We start from the raw sequence: 20,947 nt of genomic DNA, 5'->3' as shown, positions 1-20,947 counted from the left end.
ATTTTCAACTTGCTACTTTTTTATTTTTGATAAGGATGCGAGCATAAATTTTATTACCATTTATATAAGGATAACCAAAATTTAAATCATCTATTTTTGTGGTTGCCATATGTCCTATAATTTCAAATTGATCAGGATTATATTTGTCAATAAAAGTTATTGGAACACCTATTATTCCATCATAATCGTATGGAATATCTTTTGTTTTATCTACATTTATTGCATCAAAATTGTCATATTTAGGATATGTACTTTCATTATCATAATATTTTTGATAAAGAATTAAATCTTCGTGGCGTTTTTTTGTATCTAAATTAGTGAACCAAACAATTCCTGAAACTCTAATCATTCCTTCTTTATGGTCGGTATCTGATGCATAATCAACATAATGTTTGTTTATAAAATGTGCCATATTGCGATTAAATCCATAACCTAGCCAAACTTTATTGAATTTAATTAATCTAAAAATTTCCTTATATGTAATTGAGTTTTGATGTCCAACAATTATAAATTTTTTATCATATTCCATTAATTGTGCAACATATTCTCTGAATAATGAAAATGGCGGATTGGTAACCACAATGTCTGCTTCTTTTAAAAGTTCAATACATTCTTTACTACGGAAATCTCCATCGCCTTTTAAGCGTTTTATGCCAATTTCTTCTGGATTAGGTATGTTATCTCCGTTTTTGTCACCTGTATATTCTAAATAAATAGCTTTTTCAGATTTGTTTTCGCTAAACAAGTCCATATCTTGGCTTTTATAACAAGTGGCAATCAATTTTTTCAAACCTAAATTTTCAAAATTATAAGAAAAATAATGAAAAAAATTGCTTACTCTCGGGTCATCACAGTTACAAAAAACTACTTTTCCTTTAAAGTGTTCTTTATAATGTCTTAATTCTTTTTCTATATCAGAAAGTTGAGTATAAAACTCATCTTTTTTAGATGTCTTTGCGGAGTGTAAATTTTTATTAGAAGACTTATTTTCCATTTATTATATATTCATTTTAATTAGGTTGATGATTGTCCTATTATTCCGCTAATATAGTTAAATACTAATTAAATTCAGCTTATTAAAGTTCACTATTCCGTCTCTTTCTCCACTTTCAACTTAACCCAAAACACAAAATAAAACAGGATCAAAATCGTTGCAATTCCCGTTACCATAAAGGTTTCGCTTGCTCCAAATCGATACCAAATCAATCCCGCCAAGGAACTTGCCAGCATCGTGCAAATGCTCTGAAACCCAGCGTAAGTTCCTATTGCCGTTGCCGTGTCTTTTTTGTCGGTGATGTTGCTGATCCAAGCTTTGGCAATGCCTTCCGTGGCGGCAGCGTAAATTCCGTAAAGCAAAAAGAGTCCAATCAAAACGTAACCATTCGTGCTCGAACCCATTCCTAAATACACGATTATGAATAGTGACAGTCCAGAAATGAACGTCTTTTTTAATCCAATTTTGTCCGCCAGAATCCCAATCGGGAAAGAACTCAGCGCATAAACCAAGTTGTAAAAAATGTAAATTCCAATGACCAAGGTGTCGCTTAATCCGGATTGTTTGGCTTTCAACAACAAAAAAACGTCCGAGCTATTGAATAAGGCAAAAGCCAATAAGCCAATCACGACTTTGCGGTACATTACGGGACTGTCTTTCCAATAGTTGAAGGAGGCTAAAAAGGAAGCCGATGTATTCTCTTTTGGCGGTGTATTGTTTTTGTCTTTGAGAAGAAAGGAAGCCAAAATGGCCAAAAGACCCGGAAAAAAGGCAATGTAAAATAATGTTTTGTAATCTTTCGGATAAAAATAGAGGTAGAGTAAAGCTAATAATGGTCCCAAAACGGCGCCCATAGTGTCCATAGAACGATGAAAACCAAAAACCTTTCCTTTGGTTTCGGGAGTGGCTTCGTCCGAAAGAATGGCGTCTCTTGCGCCGGTTCGTATTCCTTTTCCAATGCGATCCATCGTTCTTGCAAAGAAAATCCAAAGCGGATAGACGAAAAACGCCATCATTGGTTTCGAAAGAGCGCTGAAAGTATAGCCAATTCGCACAAAAGGAACCCGTTTTCCTGAATTGTCGGAAAGTTTGCCGAAATAACCTTTGCTTAGTCCAGCTACAGCTTCGGCAACGCCTTCAAGAATCCCGATAAGCACAATCGAAAAACCGATGGTTTTCAAATAGATGGGCATTATTGGATACAGCATTTCACTTGCCATATCCGTAAACAGACTTACGAATGATAAAATCCAAACGGTGCGCGTGATGTTTTTCAAGGCTAGGGTTTTTTGTTATTTATGCTATTTATCTTAAAATTTATTGGAATACTTTTTATTATTTTGTCATTGCTTCGCCAGTTCGCTTTGCTCGTGCCCGACGAAGGAGGAATCTCTGTTTGTTGCTCTCGTTATGGAGATTCCTCCTTCGTCGGAATGACAAATAGACGACGTATTTATTCCAGTAAAATAAACCTAAGATGGTATTATTTGGATTCACAGTTTGTTTTTGTATTCTACTCAAATGTAAAAAAAAATCCCCAACTACTTTCGTAATTGAGGATAAGATTGCTACGTTCCTCGCAATGACAGAATGGAACTTTAAGAAACTAAAACCCAAGTTCCGTTGGCTATCAAACTTTCGGCTTTCTTGTACTTCATTTCTTGTGTTTGTCCATTGGCCACATTTTGTATTGTTACCGTATCGTTACGATTGATTTTTGGAGCATCGCGAACAATGGTTTCCGTAACTTGGCGTTGTTGGGTTTCTCCAGCTTCACGATTGGCACTTTCACTACTTACAATTTCGTCTTTACTGGTTTTATAATTTTCCTTTTGGCGAACTTCTTTTGCTTCTTGAATTGCCGGTTCAGTTTGCTGAGGCAAATCGCCTTTGAACAAGAACGAAATCACCTCTTTGTTTATGCCATTCAACATAGAACTGAACAATTCGAAGGCTTCAAATTTGTAGATAAGTAAAGGGTCTTTTTGTTCGTGAACTGCCAGTTGAACCGATTGTTTTAGCTCATCCATTTTGCGTAAATGCTTTTTCCAAGCTTCATCCACAATGGCCAAAGTGATGTTTTTCTCGAAATCGGCAACCAATTGGTTTCCTTTAGAATCGTAGGCTTTTTTCAAATCAGTAACCACATTCAAGGATTTGATTCCATCGGTAAACGGAACCACGATACGCTCGAATTGGTTGTGTTTGTCTTCGTAAACATTTTTGATGATTGGAAAGGCTTCTCTGGCGCTGCGTTCGGTTTTATCGGTATAAAATGCCAAGGCGGCTTTATACACTTTTCCGGTCAATTCTATTTCAGTCAACTTATTGAAATCACTTTCGGAAACTGGGGATGTGATGGAGAAATAACGAATCAATTCGAATTCAAAATTATTGAAATCATTCGACATTTTGTTGTCATTTACAATTAAATCACAAGTGTCGTACAACATATTGGCAATGTCCAGTTTCAAGCGTTCTCCAAACAATGCGTGACGACGGCGTTTGTAAACCACCTCACGTTGCGCATTCATTACGTCATCATATTCCAATAAACGTTTACGAACACCAAAATTGTTTTCTTCCACTTTTTTCTGCGCTCGTTCGATAGATTTGGTCATCATCGAATGCTGGATAACTTCACCTTCCTGCAATCCCATTCTGTCCATCACTTTTGCCACCCTTTCGGAACCAAATAAACGCATTAGGTTGTCTTCAAGAGAAACATAAAACTGGGAACTTCCCGGGTCACCTTGACGACCTGCACGACCACGTAACTGACGGTCAACACGACGCGAATCGTGACGTTCCGTACCAACAATTGCCAAACCACCGGCAGCTTTCACTTCCGGGGTAAGTTTGATATCCGTTCCACGGCCCGCCATATTGGTGGCAATGGTCACCACTCCTGGTTTTCCTGCTTCTTCAACAATTTGTGCCTCTTGTTTGTGCATTTTTGCATTCAAAACGTTGTGGTTCACCCCGCGCATTTTTAGCATTCGGCTCAATAATTCCGAAATCTCCACCGATGTTGTACCAATTAAAACTGGTCTTCCCGCTTTCGATAATTCGGTTACATCCTCGATTACGGCATTGAATTTTTCGCGAGTGGTTTTATAAATAAAATCTTCTTTGTCCTCACGAATCATCGGTCTGTTAGTAGGAATTTCTACAACATCTAATTTATATATTTGCCATAACTCACCAGCTTCAGTAACAGCTGTTCCAGTCATACCGGCTAATTTGCTGTACATTCTGAAATAATTCTGTAAGGTAACCGTTGCGAAAGTTTGGGTTGCGTCTTCGATTTTTACGTTTTCCTTGGCTTCAATGGCTTGGTGCAAACCATCAGAATAACGGCGACCATCCATAATACGACCGGTTTGCTCATCGACAATCATGATCTTGTTGTCCATAATAACATATTCGACGTCTTTTTCAAAAAGGGTATAGGCTTTTAGAAGCTGTGTCAAAGTATGGATGCGCTCGCTTTTGATTCCGAAATCCTGAAATAATTTTTCTTTTTCTTCGGCCTCGGCATCCTTCCCTAAGTTTTTCTTTTCGATTGCGGCAATTTCGGTTCCAATATCCGGAAGAACAAAAAAGTCACTGTCTGTATCTCCCGAAAGAAATTGAATTCCGTTATCGGACAATTCTACCTGATTGTTTTTTTCTTCAATTACAAAATACAAAGCTTCATCCACTTTTGGCATTTCGCGATTGTTGTCCTGCATGTATTGATTTTCGGTTTTTTGAAGCAATTGTTTAATTCCTTCCTCACTCAAAAACTTGATTAACGCCTTGTTTTTTGGCAAAGCTCTGTAAGCTCTCAATAATATAAAACCACCATCTTTGGTGTTGCCTTCCTTGATTAATTTTTTTGCTTCCGATAAAAAGCCGTTGGCCAATTGTCTTTGCAAACTCACCAAGTTTTCGATTTTTGGTTTCAACTCGATAAATTCGTGTCGGTCACCTTGCGGCACTGGACCGGATATAATTAATGGTGTACGGGCATCATCAATCAAAACCGAATCGACCTCATCGACAATGGCATAATTGTGTTTTCTTTGAACCAAATCATCAGGCGAATGTGCCATATTATCCCTTAAATAATCGAAACCAAACTCGTTGTTTGTTCCGTAAGTAATATCAGAATCATAAGCTTTTTTTCTTCCTTCAGAATTGGGTTGGTGATTGTCGATACAATCCACGGTCAAACCGTGAAATTCGAATAATGGCGCTTTCCAAGTGCTGTCACGTTTGGCCAAGTAATCATTTACGGTTACCAAATGCACGCCGTTTCCGGTTAAGGCATTCAAATAAAGAGGCAAAGTTGCCACCAATGTTTTTCCTTCACCTGTTTGCATTTCGGCAATTTTACCTTCGTGCAAAACCATTCCACCAATCAACTGGACATCGTAGTGAATCATGTCCCAAGTAATTTGCTTCCCTGCCGCATTCCATGAATTGGACCAAAAGGCATTGTCCCCATCAAGGGTTATGTAGCTTTTGGTAGCCGAAAGTTCACGATCTTTAGCAGTTGCTGTTACTTTTACCTGGGTATTTTCTTTAAATCGTCTTGCGGTTTCTTTTACCACGGCAAAAGCCTCCGGAAGAATTTCCAACAACGTTTTTTCCGAAATATCATAGGCTTCTTTTTCCAATGCATCGACAGCCAAGTATATATCTTCCCGTTTATCAATGTCTTCGATACTTTCGGCCTCCAGCTGAAGAGAAGTAATTTTCGCGTCTTTCTCAGAGCGAGCTTGTTTTATTTTTTCTTTAAAAAAGGCTGTTCTGGCGCGCAGTTCATCGTGAGACAATGCTGCTAAGCCACTTTCAAAAGTTTTAATTTTGGTTAAATAGGGTTGTAAAGCCTTTACATCCTTTTGTGATTTATCTCCAACAAAGACTTTAAGTATGCTGTTTATGAAACTCATAATATGTTTGTATTTCTATTTTTATAAAAGTGTGTAAATTTAAACAAAAAAAAAGCCTCTTTTGAGACTTTTTTCTTGAGATATTTTTTTAATATTCATCCTCATTCCAAAGATAATCTTCGTCAGTAGGATAATCCGGCCAAATTTCTTCCATCGATTCATATATCTCCCCTTCATCCTCTATAGATTGTAGGTTTTCCACTACTTCTAATGGGGCTCCAGCTCTAATAGCGTAGTCGATAAGTTCATCTTTGTTAGCAGGCCACGGCGCATCACTTAAATAGGATGCTAATTCTAATGTCCAATACATCTTTTGTCTGTTTAGTTTTGTGCAAAAATAAATTTTTTACTGAATAAGACAAGTAAAAATTCATTTATTTTTTATTAAAGTTAAGAACGTTTTTTTTAGTGTTCATTATTCGGTTGTCATCTCGAGCGCAGTCGAGAGATAGTGTTCAGTTTTTCACTGCAAACTTAACACTGAATACTGCCAACTATTTCCTCGGAATCCATTTTATTTCTTCCGCTTGCAGGTCTGATGACAACTTTCGTGCCAATACAAAAAGGTAGTCAGAAAGGCGGTTGAGATATTTGATTACAAGTCCATCAATAGGTTCATTGTGGTCTAAATGGACAGCCAATCTTTCTGCACGGCGGCAAACACAACGGGCAATATGACAATATGACACGGTGGTATGTCCGCCAGGTAAAACAAAATGCGTCATTGGCGGCAGTGCATCCTCCATAGTATCGATTTCGTTTTCCAGCAACTCGATGTCACTTTCTGAAATTCCGAGATTTTGTAAACGATGTTCACCGCTTTTCAACACTTCTTTTTCGGGCGGAGTGGCGAGAATGGCACCCACGGTAAACAATCGATCCTGGATTTCTATCAGTATTTTTTTATAATGCGGATTCATTTCTTGGTCGCGAATTAACCCAATATAGGAGTTCAATTCATCAACAGTGCCATAACTTTCTATGCGAATATGGTCTTTTGGGACTCGAGTTCCTCCAAAAAGGGCTGTTATTCCTTTATCTCCGGTTTTTGTATATACTTTCATTTGTAGTTTATTTGGTGATCTGTCGATTCGGTTGTTTGAAAACAGGGAAACAAATTTAATATATTAATTCCACTATTGATGCGACAAATCTTTCAATCGAGCCTTCGCTGAGATCAAAATACAAATCTGGTTCGATACATTCAACTTCCATTAAGTGCAATTCATTTTCTATGACAATTCCGTCTACTCTTGCATATAATAATTTGTCAGGAAATGTATCGATCACTTTTTGAGCTTTTTCAATCAGTTCCTGACCAGGTTGAACCAAATTATATTTTCCTCCAAATAGCGTTTGCACCCTAAAATCTCCGTCAACCGGCTTTTTGTTTACAGCATGAGAGAATTTTTTATTAAAAAAAATGAAAGAGGTTTCTCCCAATGTTTGAATTTGCGGCATAAACTCCTGTAAAAGCAATTCTTTTTCTTGGGATATGGTTTTATATTTTTCGTTTATTTCTTGAATGTCTGCTACTTCAAAAACTTCGGTCAAATACGAACCCGCAGAAAATGCCGGTTTTAAAACCGCTTTTTCCCAATGATTCGGAATTATTGATTCGACTTGAAGATTATTTGTTTTTTCAATGAAAAGGGTAGGCAGAATAGAAATCCCTTGCTTTTCTAATTCACGCAAATAGAATTTGTGTTTATTTTGTTTGATAATATCAATAGTATTTAGGGTTTTAATCCCTAGTTTTTCTATTTGTTCAAGCCAAATATTAAACTTGGTTTCTTTTTCAAAATAATCCCAGATATTGCGAAAAATCAAATAATCAAAATCGCTCCAATTAATGGTTTTGTCATCCCAAATTACCGCTGTTGCGGTAATATTGTGTTTCGCTAATTCCGGAATTAATTTTTGGTCTTCTGGATTTAAATCAGGAAGTTTTTCGCAGGTAAGTAAAGCGATTTTCATTTTGAAATAGGATATAGTAAATTAATGAATTTTGTTTTGAAAACGATTTTTTTAGCCCGGATTGAAACGGTATCCTTTTTCTTTTTTTTCTTTAAAAAAAGAAAAAGATACAAGTGGAAAGGCGGAAATAGCTCCCGAAAAAAATTATTTAGTGGTGTCACTCTCGATCATTCCGTCACGCAAACGGATGATTCTATGGGCATAAGCTGCAATTTCTTCCTCGTGGGTAACAACAATTATGGTATTGCCGTTGCTATGAATGTCTACAAAAAGTTTCATGATTTCTTCGGATGTTTTACTGTCCAAATTTCCCGTGGGTTCATCGGCTAAAATAATGGATGGATTGTTTACCAACGCTCTTGCAATGGCCACACGTTGACGTTGCCCGCCGGAAAGTTGGTTGGGCTGGTGATCCATTCGGTCTCCTAAATTTACCTGTTCCAAGACCTTGATGGCTCTCGCTTTTCTTTCGGATTTAGAAAATCCTGCATAAATCAACGGTAAGGCGACGTTGTCTAATGCGGTCGTTCTTGGCAAAAGGTTGAAAGTTTGGAAAACAAAACCTATTTCTTTATTGCGAATTTCGGCCAATTCATCATCGTGCATCTGACTCACGTCTTTTCCGTTCAAAATATAGGTTCCGGAAGTGGGCGTGTCCAAACATCCCAAAAGGTTCATTAAAGTTGATTTTCCTGACCCAGAAGGCCCCATAAGCGCTACATATTCGCCTTTGTTTATTTCTAAATCAATGCCTTTTAGCACATAAACGATTTCGTCACCTAGAACAAAATCACGCTTGATGTTGGTTATTTTTATTAATGGTTTTGACATTTGAAATAGAATTTTTTAGATTTTAAAAGTACAAAAGACTTTTGAATTAATCATAAGTAGTTTAAAATAGATTTTTGTTACAAAGTGTTATTTTTAAAATATGCCTTGCAGCAATTGGAATGGGTTTTTTGAATGAAAAATAAGGATTGATTTTATTTTAATTGTAGCTAAAAAGCAATTAAAGACTGTTTTGTTTCACAATTAATTTGATTTGTTTCATAATTTTTGGATTAAAATTGAATAGCTATATTGTTGAATTACATTTACTTAAATAATATTTAAAACCATAAAATTATGAAAAGTTCAAAATTATTTTTAGGAATAGCGGTAGTCGCTTTAGGATTTACATCTTGTAAGGATGAGAAAGAAACACAGGCAGAGAAAAAGGTTAACACCTACGTCGTTTATGTAGATTCATTAGGAAATATTCCTGCTCAGGATGCTAAACAAAATTGGGTGGCAATTAATGCTTCTTATGAAATGAGAAGTAGTGAAGCCGATGCCGCTCTTGCAAATTTAAAAGATGCTGACAAAGCACAAGAAAAAATCAATGCAAGTAGAGCTAAATATGCCGAACTAAAAGCGAAAGTAGAAGCCGATAGGATTGCCCAAAAAACGGTTGTTGTTGCTGTTGGACCAAAACAAAAATTAAGAAATATTCTTTTTGGCGAAGGAAAAGTAGGTGATGATATGAATTTTAGTTGGGTAAATAAAAATAATATTTTGAAAGTATACGATGCTTTTTTTCAATCGTATAAAGACAATAAAAATAATTTTTCGAGAGAAGATTATGATGAAGTAAAGGTGTTGTATGAAGGATTAGATAGCAGAAAAAACACAGTTGAAAAAGAAGGTTTGTCCTCTGAAGATAATGGTAAAATTGCGTCTATAAAATTCAAATTTGCGCCCATGTTTAAAATCAACAGAATAGGAGCCAAATCAGCCGAAATGAAAAAAGCAAAACAATAAATAAATACTAATTTAAGGAGAAATGACAGTCAGCAATGGCTGTCGTTTTTTTTTACACCCGAATCACAAAATGTTCTTTGGGTTGTTCTCTTCTAAAAAACACCAATCCCCACTGAAAAGTATCGATCGTTACGGTTACTTTTGGATGGGTTTTTATGATTTCCCAAGCTTCTTCCATATCTTTTGACCAATGAATATCATCAAAAATCCAAACGGAATCATTAGTAATTGTGGGCAATAAAAGCTCAAAATAATCTAAAGTGGCGGTTTTTGAATGGTTGCCGTCGAAGTAGATGAGTTTAAAGTTTAAAGTTTGAGGTTTAAAGTTGCTCAAATAACTATTGAATTCGGTTACAACGGAATTTACATTGGCTAAACCAAATTTTCCGAAATGATCCTGAGCTGTTTTTGCCGTTTCTGGACAACCTTCGAGTGTAATTATTTTTGCTTTTGTCCCGAGACTTCGGGATCCCAAGGCTAGGGCAGAAGTTGCTAATCCTAATGAAGTTCCTATTTCCAGAATGCTTTCTGGCTGAAAATAATTGACAATTCGAAACAACAATTCGGCACGTTTTCGGATAATTCCGGCGGTTTTGGCAATCTGGGCAATTTGTCTTGTATTGGATTTGAAAACTTTGGAACCTGCACCAAAATCGGTTACTTCAATCGTGTTCTTATTTTCTAAAAGCGAATTCCGATAGTTTTTTAAAATTGGGTATTCCGGTTTTGGTTTTCTGTCATAAAAACATTTCGTCACCAGATTAAACACAAATGGCGAATGCACTCCGTGTTCATTTTTGGATTTCCAGAGGAATTTTAGATAGGATTTTATTTGGAATAACATAAGGCTTTTTGAAAAGAAGGCACGAAGATACGAAAAAGTCATAAGGCGTGATTAGTGAGAAGTGAATAGTGAGAATCCAGGTATTACGCTTCGCGCTATTCACTTTTCACATCTCACTTTAAAGACTATATTTGTGCCCTTGGGTATTTTGACCAAAAATAATATTGATTTTTTATGATGATGACGGAAGGAATAGAGAATAAGAGTGCCATAACTTCGGCAGAAATTGACCGATGTATCGCCATTTTGGCACAATTGAATGCGGATACAGGCCAAATATTTGATATCCCAAAAGAACAAAGAACCGAATTACTCAAAGCGGCAGGGATGTTTTCCAGACCAGATCGGGATGAGTTTTCCCGCAGAAAAAAGGACGGAAAAGTAGCCGCCAAACGCAAAATGGAAAAAAGGGACAAAACCGCCCGCAAGGAAACCGGAATACGTTATGCCCGTGAAGCAAGTGTTTTTGTTGCACCAAAATTACTGGCTTCACACGATTTGGTTAATAAAGAGCAGTTGGAACTAGAAAAACCCAGAAATTGTTACGTATGCAAAACAGAGTTTACCAAAATGCACCACTTTTACGACACAATGTGTACCGATTGTGGCGATTTTAATTACGCCAAACGTTTTCAAACGGCAGACGTAAAGGGACAAATTGCAGTGATAACGGGCTCTCGATTAAAAATTGGATACCACATTACTCTGATGCTTTTGCGTGGCGGAGCAACCGTTATTGCAACAACTCGGTTTCCGGTGGATTCAGCTTTGCGGTTTTCCAAAGAAGATGATTTCCTGGAATGGAAGCATCGCCTAAAAATCCACGGATTGGATTTGCGACATATTCCCAGTGTGGAGATTTTTTGCAATTTTATTGAGCAAAAATATGAACGTTTGGACATTCTTATCAATAACGCAGCGCAAACCGTGAGACGACCAGCCGGTTTTTATTCGCATTTAATGGAAAACGAAGAACTGCCAATTGCTTCTTTGCCCAAAGAAGTGCAGGAATTATTGTTGGATCACACCAATTGTTTGGATGAATTAAAAGTATTGACAACAGGTTTTTCATCCAATGAAAATATGCCGGTGACTTGGCACGGACCGGAACCCGGAATTGGTTTGCGGGCTTCCGCCAAATTATCCCAGATTCCTTATAGTTTTGATAATGCGCTGGTGGCGAAAGAGGTTTTTCCGGAAGGGGAACTCGATGCCGATTTGCAGCAAGTAGATTTGCGAAAAACCAACAGCTGGAGATTAAAACTCGGACAAATTGAAACAACTGAAATGATCGAAGTGCAACTCGTAAATTCGGTGGCGCCTTTTGTTTTGTGTAACCGCCTTTCGGAAGTGATGAAGAAAGACAACACGGGACAAAAACACATCATCAATGTTTCGGCAATGGAAGGGAAGTTTCATCGTTTTTTCAAGGAAGACCGCCATCCGCATACCAATATGGCGAAAGCCGCCCTGAATATGTTGACACATACCGCTTCAGGAACTTTGGCGAAAGATGGAATTTTTATGAATGCGGTCGATACGGGTTGGGTAACCGACGAAGATCCCGCAGAATTGGCCAAAAGGAAACAGGAAGAAGAAGATTTCCAGCCACCTTTGGATATTGTTGATGGCGCAGCACGGGTTATGGATCCCTTGTTTGACGGAATCAATACCGGAAAACATTGGTGCGGAAAGTTTTTGAAAGATTACAATCCGATTCCTTGGTAAAAACTATGATTTTATATAATGGAAAACCACAACAGAATTAAATTTTGTTGTGGTTTTTTATTACTCTCGTTTGAGGGTACGAAGTCGGGTACTTCACACAGATGCGAGACTATCGAAGAGTATTCCCGATGAATACTTCTCACAATTGGGAGGTTATAACAGTCTAAGGGTTTAGCCTTTTAACTTCTTTTTCGATAACCTGTTCCGAAACAGCAAAGGTTTCCTTTTTGATTTTCCAGAAATTTTTGATAAAGGACGCAATCTCATTTTCTAATTCCTCATGCTCACTTCTGAATTTATGGGAATCATATTTAAAAGGATCATCCATTAGTTCGGCCAGATGGGTCAGATGTTTGGACGTTTTCTCAAGCAGTCCATCACAGTTTTTGCTGATTTCAGACAATCCTGATGCTAGATTTCTCATTTCGTCCAGGTTTTCTTTATGGGTTAGCCAAATGAAATATTTGTCAATAAGATGATGCAAAAATTGCAAATCATCTTTATAAAATTGCAAATCCGACTGCCAATGTTCTGTCAGGATATATAACTGTTGGTATTCTGCAGTCCAAGTAAAATCACCTTTTGGTCTTAAACTTAAATTTTCCATGATAACTAAGTATTGGTTAAATAATAATATGCTCAAAGTTAATTGACTGGCTCAATACCAGAAATGGCAATAATCATCTTCCTTCCCTAAATTGGAATAGAATCTATAAAAGCCATTATAAATTTAAGAATTTTATTCTAAAGAAACCTTTTTATTTATTGATTTTTTTTACTTCAATTGTAAAACCGACCCTAAATATGCCTCAAAAAACCATCTTTTTGCGAACCGTCGCGTATATCTCTAGGGCTCCAATAACGCTGATTTACTTCGTCAGTTCGTCCCGATATTTATTGGGACTCGGGTGCAATCAGTGCACATTCCAATTAATTTCAAACTACTTTAAATAGAAAACTACAACTTTTTAAGGTTGTAGCTTGTTTTTACTGCTCTCGTTTGTTGGCACAGAATGCGCTATCGTTCACGAGATAATTTGTGTATATCCGAGCAATCGGGGTTATTGCCCCTAATTCACTGAAATTAGTTTAACCTCAAAAATAAGTACCGAGCCTCCAGGAATACCATTGTAATCATTATTTCCATACCCTAAACTAGCCGGTACCAAAAGAATACCGCTACCTCCAGTTTTAAAATAAGGAATGCCTTCTGTCCAGCCTTTTATAACTTGATTCAAACCAAAAGAAACCCCTGCGGAACTACTTTGGTCGAATACGGTTCCATTAGTAAAATAGCCTTTATAGGCTACGGTTACATTAGACGTTGCAGTAGGTTGCACCCCAGTTCCTGGATCGTTAATCACATAATACAAACCGATATCGCTTCTTTGTGCAGTTAAATTATTTTTAGTAATGTAAGCACTAATTTCTTGCTCGTTTTTGGCAACATAATCAATATTTGCTCCTTTATCTTTGGAACAAGAAATAAAAAGAGTCAAGGCTAGTAGTGCAGATAAGAGGTGTTTCATAGAAAATGGATTTTTTTTCGAATGGCAAATATAGTAAAATTTGTTTGGGTACAAAGTAGGGATGCTTGCTTAAGTTTGGAGCTTGTGTTTGTGGGCACAGAATGCAATTCTGCGCTAACCGTGTGGAGACATAGCCGAGCGGTCGGGCTTTTTATGCGCTAACTTTTCGGTTTGTTACTAATCTTTATACTTTGGTTTTAGCACATAATCCGCTATTTTTTATATGCATTGTTAGCAACCGTTTTTTTTTGTTTTCTCAAGTCCTGTCTGGCCAGATGTTAGGCAATTCCCCGCTGAAACCCATTTCTGGAAGGTTGTTGATTAACTCCATTTCTTCTGTAGATAATTCAAAATCGAACAGATTGATATTTTCTTCAATTCTTTTGGGAGATGTAGATTTTGGGATGACAATTACATCGTGTTGAATAATCCATCTCAGACATACTTGTGAAACAGATTTGTTATGTTTGTTGGAGATTGCCTCCAATACTTCATTCCCAAATACTTTGCCTCTTGCCAAAGGCGACCATGACTCAACTACTATGTTTTGTCTTTTGCAATACTCTACTAATTCTTGTTGCCAATAACCTGGATGAAATTCTATTTGATTAATTGACGGAATCAAATTAGCTGTTTGAAATAAAGCTTCTAAATGTTCTTCAAAAAAATTACTTACACCAATAGATTTGATTTTGCCTTCAGCTTGTAATTCCTCCATTGCCCGCCAGGTATCGCTATTGGTTTTTTGCCAATTGACGTAGTTTTTAGCATTTGCAGGCCAATGTATTAAGTATAAATCAATGTAGTCTAAATTAAGTCTGTTTAGGGATTTTTCAAATTCTTTTTTAGTTGATTGATATCCTAAACTTTCACGCCATAATTTAGTGGTTATGAAAAGATCTTCCCTCGAAACACCGCTGGCTTTGATTCCTTTTCCAACAACTTCTTCATTCCCATAAATAGCTGCGGTATCAATTAGACGATAGCCATTGGAGAGAGCACATCTGACTGATTCAATTCCCTCTTGCTCCTTAGATTTATAGGTTCCAAAGCCTACTATCGGTATTTTATTTCCATTATTTAAGATTAATTTTTTCATAATTTTTTAGTCAATTTCTTAATTTGGGTTTGTTTTGTCAAATGGTTGCTAACATGTAGATTGGTCTGACGATATCCGACTTGTCATCCCTAAATTGGGTCGCTTTGTCTGATAAACGTTAGTATTTATATATTTTCAAATATATAAATAATTCTTTACAAATCATCAAATGGTCTTTTTATCTAAAAAAAAACAACCCCAACATTTTTAGCGGTAACGCTGAAAATGTTGGGGTTGTTTTTTTGTCATTTCGACCAAAGGGAGAAATCACATAACGAGAGCAACTAATGTGATTTACTTCGTCCGTTCGCTTTGCTCGGGTCTCCTTCGTCGAAATGACAAATAGACCCTTGACTTAATGAAATTGCATTAGAGTTTCTTTCGTCGAAAGGATACACTAGCCTTCTATCTTCGCACTCAGTTCAAACCATCTTTCCTCTTTCTCTTCGATTTTATTGATGATGTTTTCCAGTTCTTTGGCTTTCTTCTCGATATCGCCATCGGCCACTTTGCCTTCGGAAAATAACTGTTCGATTTTGGCTTTTTCGATTTCCAAATCCTTGATTTCTTTTTCGGTTTTCTGGAATTCCTTTTGCTCGTTGAACGTTAGATTCCCGGTAGGATTGTTTTGTTTCCAGTCTTTCTTTTCGGCTTTGTTGTCTTCTTTTTGGGCCACATCGGCACTGTCTTCATAAGCCCTGAAATCAGAGTAGTTTCCTGGGAAATTTTCTATCTCGCCCTGTCCTCTAAAAACAAACAAATTATCAACGATTTTATCCATAAAATAACGGTCGTGCGAAACCACCAGCAAACAACCTGGATAGTCCAAAAGGAAACTTTCCAAGACATTCAAGGTCACAATATCCAAATCATTCGTCGGTTCATCCAGAATCAAGAAGTTCGGATTTTGGATTAAAACCGTACATAAATACAGACGTTTCAACTCGCCACCGCTCAGTTTTTCTACATAATCGTATTGTTTCTTGCTGTCAAAAAGAAAACGCTCCAACAATTGTGAAGCCGAAATCAATCTGCCTTTCATCAACGGAATAAATTCTCCGTATTCCTTGATGACATCAATCACGCGCTGACCCGGTTTTGGGTTGATGCCGCTTTGGGTATAATAACCCATTTTGATGGTGTCTCCAACAACTACTTTTCCAGAATCTAAGGGTAAAGTTCCCGTCAATAAATTCAAAAAAGTCGATTTTCCGGTTCCGTTTTTCCCAATGATTCCAATGCGTTCACCACGTTGAAAATCAAAACTAAAATTGTCTAAAATGACGTGTTCTTTGAATTTTTTGGAAATCTTGTGAAGCTCGATAATCTTGCTTCCCATTCGTTCCATATTGATTTCGAGTTCTACCACGTTTTCACGACGGCGACTTTGTGCTTTTTCCTTGATGTCATAAAAATCATCCTGACGCGATTTGCTTTTACAAGTACGCGCTTTGGGTTGGCGGCGCATCCATTCCAGTTCTTTTACGAACAAGTTTTGGGCTTTGTCCACACTCGAATTTTCGGAGGCGATTCGTTCCTCTTTTTTCTCCAAATAATACGAATAATTTCCTTTGTATTGGTATATTTTTCCGTTGTCGAGTTCGATGATTTCGTTGCAAACACGTTCCAGGAAGAAACGGTCGTGCGTCACCATAAACAAGGTGATATTTTCTTTGGAAAAATAGCTTTCCAACCATTCAATCATCTCCAAGTCCAAGTGATTCGTGGGTTCATCCAGAATCAACAAGTCGGGACGATTGATTAAAATAATCGCCAATGACAAACGTTTTTTCTGTCCACCGGAAAGGTTTTTTACTTTCAATTTAAAGTCTTCCAACTTCAATTTGAACAAAATTTGTTTGTATTGGGTTTCAAAATCCCAAGCATTATGCTGATCCATCCCGTCAAAAGCTTTTTGGTAGGCTTCTTCGTCTTCTGGATTTTCCAATGCTTTTTCATAGGCTTCAATCACTTTCAAACTCTCGTTATCCGAGGCAAAAATGCTTTCCTCAATCGTTAACTCATCTTGCAATTTATTGTCTTGGGATAGAAAAGCCATTCGGATACTTTTTCTAAGCACCACTTGGCCTGTATCAGGTTCGTCAAAGCCATTAATGATGTTCATTATGGTGGTTTTTCCGGAACCGTTTTTGGCTATAAAGGCAATTTTTTGGTCTTTATTAATCCCAAATGAAATGTCTTTAAAAAGCGTACGCTCTCCAAAAGATTTCGAAATATTTTCAACAGATAAGTAATTCACAAGTGTAATTTTTTGCAAAAGTAAGGTTTTTGTTTAGAGTTTTAAGGTTTAAAGTTTTTGAAGCGAAAAGTTTGGGTTTTATTTTTGAAGCATTTTCCCGCTTTCCGTTGCAAATGAAATTCACTGAACACCAAAATAAATATTAACTTGGTGAAGTAATATTTTTGTTCTTAACGAAAGAACAAAAAGGATTTTTCCTTCAAACGAAGTTCGCTGAACTCCAATGAAAATATAAATTAAGTGAAGTAATCGGAGCTTATTGATAAATATAGTTTGTGATTTTAAACATTCAAATAAATAGCGTAAATTTGAATAATTAATTTTATTTAAATTATGAATGCTGAAACTTTAAAAATTGATCTTGCTCAAAGAATTTTAGATTTATCAGATCTTAAATTACTTAAAAAAATTGCTCAACTTATAGAAAAAGAACATATTGTAGGATATGAAGTTGATGGTCAGCCAATTTACGAGAAGGATTATGTTAATGATATAAATGAAAGCTTACAATTGTTTCGTGAAGGCAAATTAGAAACGTATTCTACAGAAGAGGTAAGGAAACAAATTTTAGGTAAATGAGAATTCTTTGGCAAAAAAGTGCTTCAAAAGACTTAGCTTTGATTTTTAAGTTTATTGAAAAAGAAAGTCCCCAAAACGCATTATTAGTATTCAATTCAATTTGTGATTTAGTTATTTCATTAGAAATATTTCCTTATAAATATCCTAAAGAGCGTTCATTCAATTCTGAAAACATCAGATATGCAGTTGTTTGGAGTTTTAAAATTGTTTATTCTATTGAAGAAGAAAACATTGTGATTTTAAGAGTTTTCAATACAAAGCAAAATCCCAAAAAACTTAAAAAGTAAACCTTGGAACTGTCCATCATCATCCTCAATTACAACGTTCGCTATTTTTTGGAGCAATGTGTTTTGAGCGTCGAAAGCGCTTTAAATGGCATTGACGGCGAAATTATTGTGGTCGACAATAATTCCACTGACGACAGTTGCGCGATGATGAAACAACGTTTCCCGAACGTGAAACTCATCGAAAACAAGGAAAATTCAGGTTTTCCAAAAGGCAATAATATTGGCGTAAGCCAAGCAAAAGGCGAATACATTTGCATCCTAAATCCAGATACTATTGTTGCCGAAGATACTTTTACGAAAGTGTTGGCTTTCGCCAAAAAGCAAAAAGACTTGGGGATTGTTGGCGTGAAACTCATCGACGGAACCGGAAATTTCCTGCCCGAAAGCAAACGCGGGATTCCAACGCCTTGGGTAGCGTTTGCCAAAATTGCAGGTTTGTATAGATTTTTTCCTAAATCGAGAACATTCGGGAAATATTATGCCGAACATTTATCAGAAAATGAAACAGGAAAGGTCGATATTCTTGTTGGTGCTTTTATGGTGATGAAACGAGATTTATACAATGAAATTGGCGGTTTTGACGAAAATTGCTTTATGTATTCTGACGATATTGATTTGTCGTATAGGGTTTTGAAAAAAGGAAAATCGAACTATTATTTCCACGAAACTACAATTGTCCATTACAAGGGAGAAAGCACGATTAAGGACGGAATGTATAGGAAGCGTTTTCAGGAGGCAATGAATTTCTTCTATAAAAAGCATTTTCGGGTTTCTTTTTTATTTTCGATTTTTATGAAAATGGGAATTGTATTTTTCTCATTGGTAAAACTATTTCAAGGAAAACCAAGACAAATTTCAAAACCAGATAATTATGCATTGGTTTCCGAAAATGAAATTTTGAGAGAAAAATTGGAAAATCAATTTCGAAAACCAGTAAAATGCCAAGATTTATCTCAATCGTTTTCGAAAAATTCCAACATTGAAATGATTTTCGACCAAAATCATCTCGATTTCAAGACCATAATTGAAGCTTTCGAAGCAAATAAGAACAAGGGATTTTATTTTAAAATTATTCCCAAACTATCTGACTTTATGATTGGTAGCAACAGTAGCTTTGATAGGGGCGAAGTTGTCAAGATTTTAGATTTATGATTAACGATTTTTGATTTTTGATTTTTGATTTCAGATTTAAAAAATTTGCGAATTTGTGAAATTTTGGCAGAAACTAAAATTCGTGAAAATTCGTGAATTGAAAATCAGTGAACTCCTATAAAAAATATATGATTAGTGAGCTAAATTCGTGTTTATTTTATTAATTTTGCAACCAGAAAACCAAAACCACCTTTTAAGTTAACAATATGGCAAGATTTGAATTAAAACTTCCAAAAATGGGAGAAAGCGTTGCAGAAGCAACCATTACAAATTGGTTGAAACAAGTTGGCGACAAAATCGAAGTCGATGAGGCCGTTCTCGAAATCGCAACTGACAAAGTCGATAGCGAAGTGCCAAGTGAGGTTTCGGGTATTTTAGTTGAACAATTGTTTGGTAAAGACGATTTGGTTCAAGTAGGCCAGACCATTGCCATTATCGAAACGGAAGGAAATTCGGTTTCGCAAAATGTAAAACAAGAAGTTGTTGTTCCGGTTGAAGTTGCGGCAATTGAAAAAAGTGTTGAGGTTGCTAAAGAAACTCTTGCTACTCCAAATAATTTCTCGGATTCTGAAAAATTCTTTTCTCCATTGGTAAAAAATATTGCCAAGGAAGAAGGTATTTCTGTCGGGGAACTAGAAAATATTTCGGGTTCCGGAAAAGACGGAAGAGTAACGAAAGAAGATATTTTAAAATTTGTCGCTGATAGAAAAATTGAGTCGAAATCCAAAAGTCAAGAGCCAGTTGTTTCTAAACCAGCGCCAATCACCCAAAAACCAACAGCAGTTTCTACAAACGGAGGCGACGAAATCATCGAAATGGACAGAATGCGCAAGCTGATTTCCGGTTATATGGTGGCATCGGTGCAAACAGCGGCGCACGTACAATCATTCATCGAAGTTGACGTGACCAATATTGTAAAATGGAGAGAAAAAGTTAAAACTGCTTTCGAAAAGAGAGAAGGCGAAAAATTGACTTATACTCCTATTTTTATGGAGGCTGTTGCCAAAGCGTTGAAAGATTTTCCGATGATGAATATTGCTGTCGATGGCGATTTCATCATCAAAAAGAAAAATATAAACCTTGGAATGGCAGCGTCATTACCCAACGGAAACCTGATTGTTCCGGTTATCAAAAATGCGGATCAACTGAACTTGGTAGGAATGGCAAAAGCTGTGAACGACCTTGGCAACCGAGCCAAAACAGGAAAATTAAAACCAGACGATACACAAGGCGGAACCTATACGGTTACGAATGTGGGGACTTTTGGAAGCGTTTTTGGAACGCCAATCATCAATCAACCACAAGTGGGGATTTTAGCACTTGGGGTCATTAGAAAAGTGCCTGCAGTCATCGAAACTCCGGAAGGTGATTTTATAGGCATTCGCCAAAAAATGTTCTTGTCGCACAGCTATGACCATCGTGTTGTTGACGGTGCATTGGGAGGAAGTTTTGTAAAACGTGTTGCCGAATATCTTGAAGCATTTGATGTAGATAGAGATTTCTAATCGTTGATATACTTTTAAAAAAGGTTTGTCCCGATAATACCTAAAATAAAAATTAGCTTTTTTTTTTGCCATAGATTAAAGGATTTAAAAGATTCTTTTGAGATAATTGTTAAGAAATCTGTGATAATCTGTGGAATCTGTGGCAGAAAAAAATATATTTAGATAACATAATGGACAAGCATAAAAAAAAATAAATCCGACTGTTTTTCTAAACTTGTCGGATTTTTTTATTTTTGCCCAAAAGTTTTTTAAT

18 protein-coding genes are annotated in these 20,947 nt (G+C 36.5%); 6 read left to right on the top strand and 12 right to left on the bottom strand.

Going from position 1 to position 20,947, the window contains the following annotated elements:
- Window positions 1-4 precede the first annotated feature (4 nt).
- The 7 genes from B2145_RS11015 to B2145_RS10985 all read right to left on the bottom strand — a co-directional run bounded on the left by B2145_RS11015 (window position 5) and on the right by B2145_RS10985 (window position 8,742).
- Window positions 5-994 carry an adenine-specific methyltransferase EcoRI family protein gene (locus B2145_RS11015; protein ID WP_291102155.1) on the bottom strand — a complete coding sequence of 330 codons (990 nt, stop codon included), beginning with the start codon at window positions 992-994 and terminating at the stop codon, window positions 5-7.
- Between the two features lie 92 nt (window positions 995-1,086).
- Entirely contained in the window at window positions 1,087-2,271 is a 1,185-nt protein-coding gene (locus B2145_RS11010; RefSeq protein ID WP_291102153.1) for an MFS transporter, read from the bottom strand.
- 321 nt (window positions 2,272-2,592) lie between these two features.
- Window positions 2,593-5,934: a preprotein translocase subunit SecA gene (secA, locus tag B2145_RS11005; RefSeq protein WP_291102151.1), complete on the bottom strand. Its 3,342-nt coding sequence runs from the start codon at window positions 5,932-5,934 to the stop codon at window positions 2,593-2,595.
- An 88-nt stretch (window positions 5,935-6,022) separates the two neighbouring features.
- Window positions 6,023-6,244, bottom strand: coding sequence for a DUF2795 domain-containing protein (locus B2145_RS11000; protein ID WP_007138072.1), 222 nt, complete (start codon window positions 6,242-6,244; stop codon window positions 6,023-6,025).
- Between the two features lie 184 nt (window positions 6,245-6,428).
- Window positions 6,429-6,998, bottom strand: coding sequence for a cob(I)yrinic acid a,c-diamide adenosyltransferase (locus B2145_RS10995; protein WP_291102150.1), 570 nt, complete (start codon window positions 6,996-6,998; stop codon window positions 6,429-6,431).
- Between the two features lie 55 nt (window positions 6,999-7,053).
- On the bottom strand, window positions 7,054-7,911 hold the full coding sequence (locus tag B2145_RS10990) for an ATP-grasp domain-containing protein (RefSeq protein WP_291102149.1): 858 nt from the start codon (window positions 7,909-7,911) through the stop codon (window positions 7,054-7,056).
- A gap of 144 nt (window positions 7,912-8,055) precedes the next feature.
- Window positions 8,056-8,742: an ABC transporter ATP-binding protein gene (locus B2145_RS10985; RefSeq protein WP_291102148.1), complete on the bottom strand. Its 687-nt coding sequence runs from the start codon at window positions 8,740-8,742 to the stop codon at window positions 8,056-8,058.
- A gap of 294 nt (window positions 8,743-9,036) precedes the next feature.
- Between B2145_RS10985 and B2145_RS10980 the strand changes: the two genes are divergently transcribed.
- The gene (locus tag B2145_RS10980; RefSeq protein ID WP_291102147.1) at window positions 9,037-9,711 is read left to right on the top strand and encodes a hypothetical protein; all 675 of its coding nucleotides are present in this window, start codon (window positions 9,037-9,039) and stop codon (window positions 9,709-9,711) included.
- Between the two features lie 52 nt (window positions 9,712-9,763).
- Here the strand turns inward: B2145_RS10980 and B2145_RS10975 are convergent, their stop codons facing one another.
- A complete protein-coding gene (locus tag B2145_RS10975; protein WP_291102146.1) occupies window positions 9,764-10,555 on the bottom strand; it encodes an O-methyltransferase in 792 nt (263 codons plus the stop codon).
- Between the two features lie 180 nt (window positions 10,556-10,735).
- On the opposite strand from B2145_RS10975, the gene B2145_RS10970 reads away from it, so the two are divergent.
- Window positions 10,736-12,283, top strand: a complete 1,548-nt coding sequence (locus B2145_RS10970; protein WP_414654640.1) for an SDR family NAD(P)-dependent oxidoreductase — start codon at window positions 10,736-10,738, stop codon at window positions 12,281-12,283.
- A gap of 163 nt (window positions 12,284-12,446) precedes the next feature.
- On the opposite strand, the gene B2145_RS10965 is transcribed toward B2145_RS10970, so the two are convergent.
- From B2145_RS10965 to B2145_RS10950, 4 genes are all read right to left on the bottom strand, one after another.
- The gene (locus tag B2145_RS10965; RefSeq protein WP_291102144.1) at window positions 12,447-12,890 is read right to left on the bottom strand and encodes a hypothetical protein; all 444 of its coding nucleotides are present in this window, start codon (window positions 12,888-12,890) and stop codon (window positions 12,447-12,449) included.
- Window positions 12,891-13,353: 463 nt separating this feature from the next.
- Window positions 13,354-13,812: an FKBP-type peptidyl-prolyl cis-trans isomerase gene (locus B2145_RS10960; RefSeq protein ID WP_291102143.1), complete on the bottom strand. Its 459-nt coding sequence runs from the start codon at window positions 13,810-13,812 to the stop codon at window positions 13,354-13,356.
- Between the two features lie 256 nt (window positions 13,813-14,068).
- Window positions 14,069-14,911, bottom strand: coding sequence for an aldo/keto reductase (locus B2145_RS10955; protein ID WP_291102142.1), 843 nt, complete (start codon window positions 14,909-14,911; stop codon window positions 14,069-14,071).
- A 397-nt stretch (window positions 14,912-15,308) separates the two neighbouring features.
- Window positions 15,309-17,171, bottom strand: a complete 1,863-nt coding sequence (locus tag B2145_RS10950; protein WP_291102141.1) for an ABC-F family ATP-binding cassette domain-containing protein — start codon at window positions 17,169-17,171, stop codon at window positions 15,309-15,311.
- Window positions 17,172-17,504: 333 nt separating this feature from the next.
- Here B2145_RS10950 and B2145_RS10945 point away from each other — a divergent pair, with 333 nt between their 5' ends.
- The 4 genes from B2145_RS10945 (at window position 17,505) to B2145_RS10930 (ending at window position 20,694) form a co-directional block, all read left to right on the top strand.
- Window positions 17,505-17,750: a hypothetical protein gene (locus tag B2145_RS10945; RefSeq protein ID WP_291102140.1), complete on the top strand. Its 246-nt coding sequence runs from the start codon at window positions 17,505-17,507 to the stop codon at window positions 17,748-17,750.
- Window positions 17,747-18,037: a type II toxin-antitoxin system RelE/ParE family toxin gene (locus tag B2145_RS10940; RefSeq protein WP_291102139.1), complete on the top strand. Its 291-nt coding sequence runs from the start codon at window positions 17,747-17,749 to the stop codon at window positions 18,035-18,037. Before B2145_RS10945 ends, B2145_RS10940 begins: the two co-directional genes overlap by 4 nt.
- A 3-nt stretch (window positions 18,038-18,040) precedes the next feature.
- Window positions 18,041-19,189, top strand: coding sequence for a glycosyltransferase family 2 protein (locus B2145_RS10935; RefSeq protein ID WP_291102138.1), 1,149 nt, complete (start codon window positions 18,041-18,043; stop codon window positions 19,187-19,189).
- A 206-nt stretch (window positions 19,190-19,395) separates the two neighbouring features.
- A complete protein-coding gene (locus tag B2145_RS10930) occupies window positions 19,396-20,694 on the top strand; it encodes a dihydrolipoamide acetyltransferase family protein (protein WP_291102137.1) in 1,299 nt (432 codons plus the stop codon).
- Window positions 20,695-20,947: the final 253 nt, after the last annotated feature.

Source organism: Flavobacterium sp. UBA5153, assembly GCA_002413745.1.
Classification (GTDB): Bacteria; Bacteroidota; Bacteroidia; order Flavobacteriales; family Flavobacteriaceae; genus Flavobacterium.
Note: the sequence above shows the minus strand (reverse complement) of the source record. Positions and strands in the feature narration are given on the sequence as shown.

Bases quoted from the DNA above. Each gene is read 5' to 3' on its own strand.
- B2145_RS11015 (WP_291102155.1), bottom strand. From the start codon at position 994: ATGGAAAATAAGTCTTCTAATAAAAATTTACACTCCGCAAAGACATCT.
- secA (WP_291102151.1), bottom strand. From the start codon at position 5,934: ATGAGTTTCATAAACAGCATACTTAAAGTCTTTGTTGGAGATAAATCA.
- B2145_RS11000 (WP_007138072.1), bottom strand. From the start codon at position 6,244: ATGTATTGGACATTAGAATTAGCATCCTATTTAAGTGATGCGCCGTGG.
- B2145_RS10995 (WP_291102150.1), bottom strand. From the start codon at position 6,998: ATGAAAGTATATACAAAAACCGGAGATAAAGGAATAACAGCCCTTTTT.
- B2145_RS10990 (WP_291102149.1), bottom strand. From the start codon at position 7,911: ATGAAAATCGCTTTACTTACCTGCGAAAAACTTCCTGATTTAAATCCA.
- B2145_RS10985 (WP_291102148.1), bottom strand. From the start codon at position 8,742: ATGTCAAAACCATTAATAAAAATAACCAACATCAAGCGTGATTTTGTT.
- B2145_RS10980 (WP_291102147.1), top strand. From the start codon at position 9,037: ATGAAAAGTTCAAAATTATTTTTAGGAATAGCGGTAGTCGCTTTAGGA.
- B2145_RS10975 (WP_291102146.1), bottom strand. From the start codon at position 10,555: ATGTTATTCCAAATAAAATCCTATCTAAAATTCCTCTGGAAATCCAAA.
- B2145_RS10970 (WP_414654640.1), top strand. From the start codon at position 10,736: ATGACGGAAGGAATAGAGAATAAGAGTGCCATAACTTCGGCAGAAATT.
- B2145_RS10965 (WP_291102144.1), bottom strand. From the start codon at position 12,890: ATGGAAAATTTAAGTTTAAGACCAAAAGGTGATTTTACTTGGACTGCA.
- B2145_RS10960 (WP_291102143.1), bottom strand. From the start codon at position 13,812: ATGAAACACCTCTTATCTGCACTACTAGCCTTGACTCTTTTTATTTCT.
- B2145_RS10955 (WP_291102142.1), bottom strand. From the start codon at position 14,911: ATGAAAAAATTAATCTTAAATAATGGAAATAAAATACCGATAGTAGGC.
- B2145_RS10945 (WP_291102140.1), top strand. From the start codon at position 17,505: ATGAATGCTGAAACTTTAAAAATTGATCTTGCTCAAAGAATTTTAGAT.
- B2145_RS10940 (WP_291102139.1), top strand. From the start codon at position 17,747: ATGAGAATTCTTTGGCAAAAAAGTGCTTCAAAAGACTTAGCTTTGATT.
- B2145_RS10930 (WP_291102137.1), top strand. From the start codon at position 19,396: ATGGCAAGATTTGAATTAAAACTTCCAAAAATGGGAGAAAGCGTTGCA.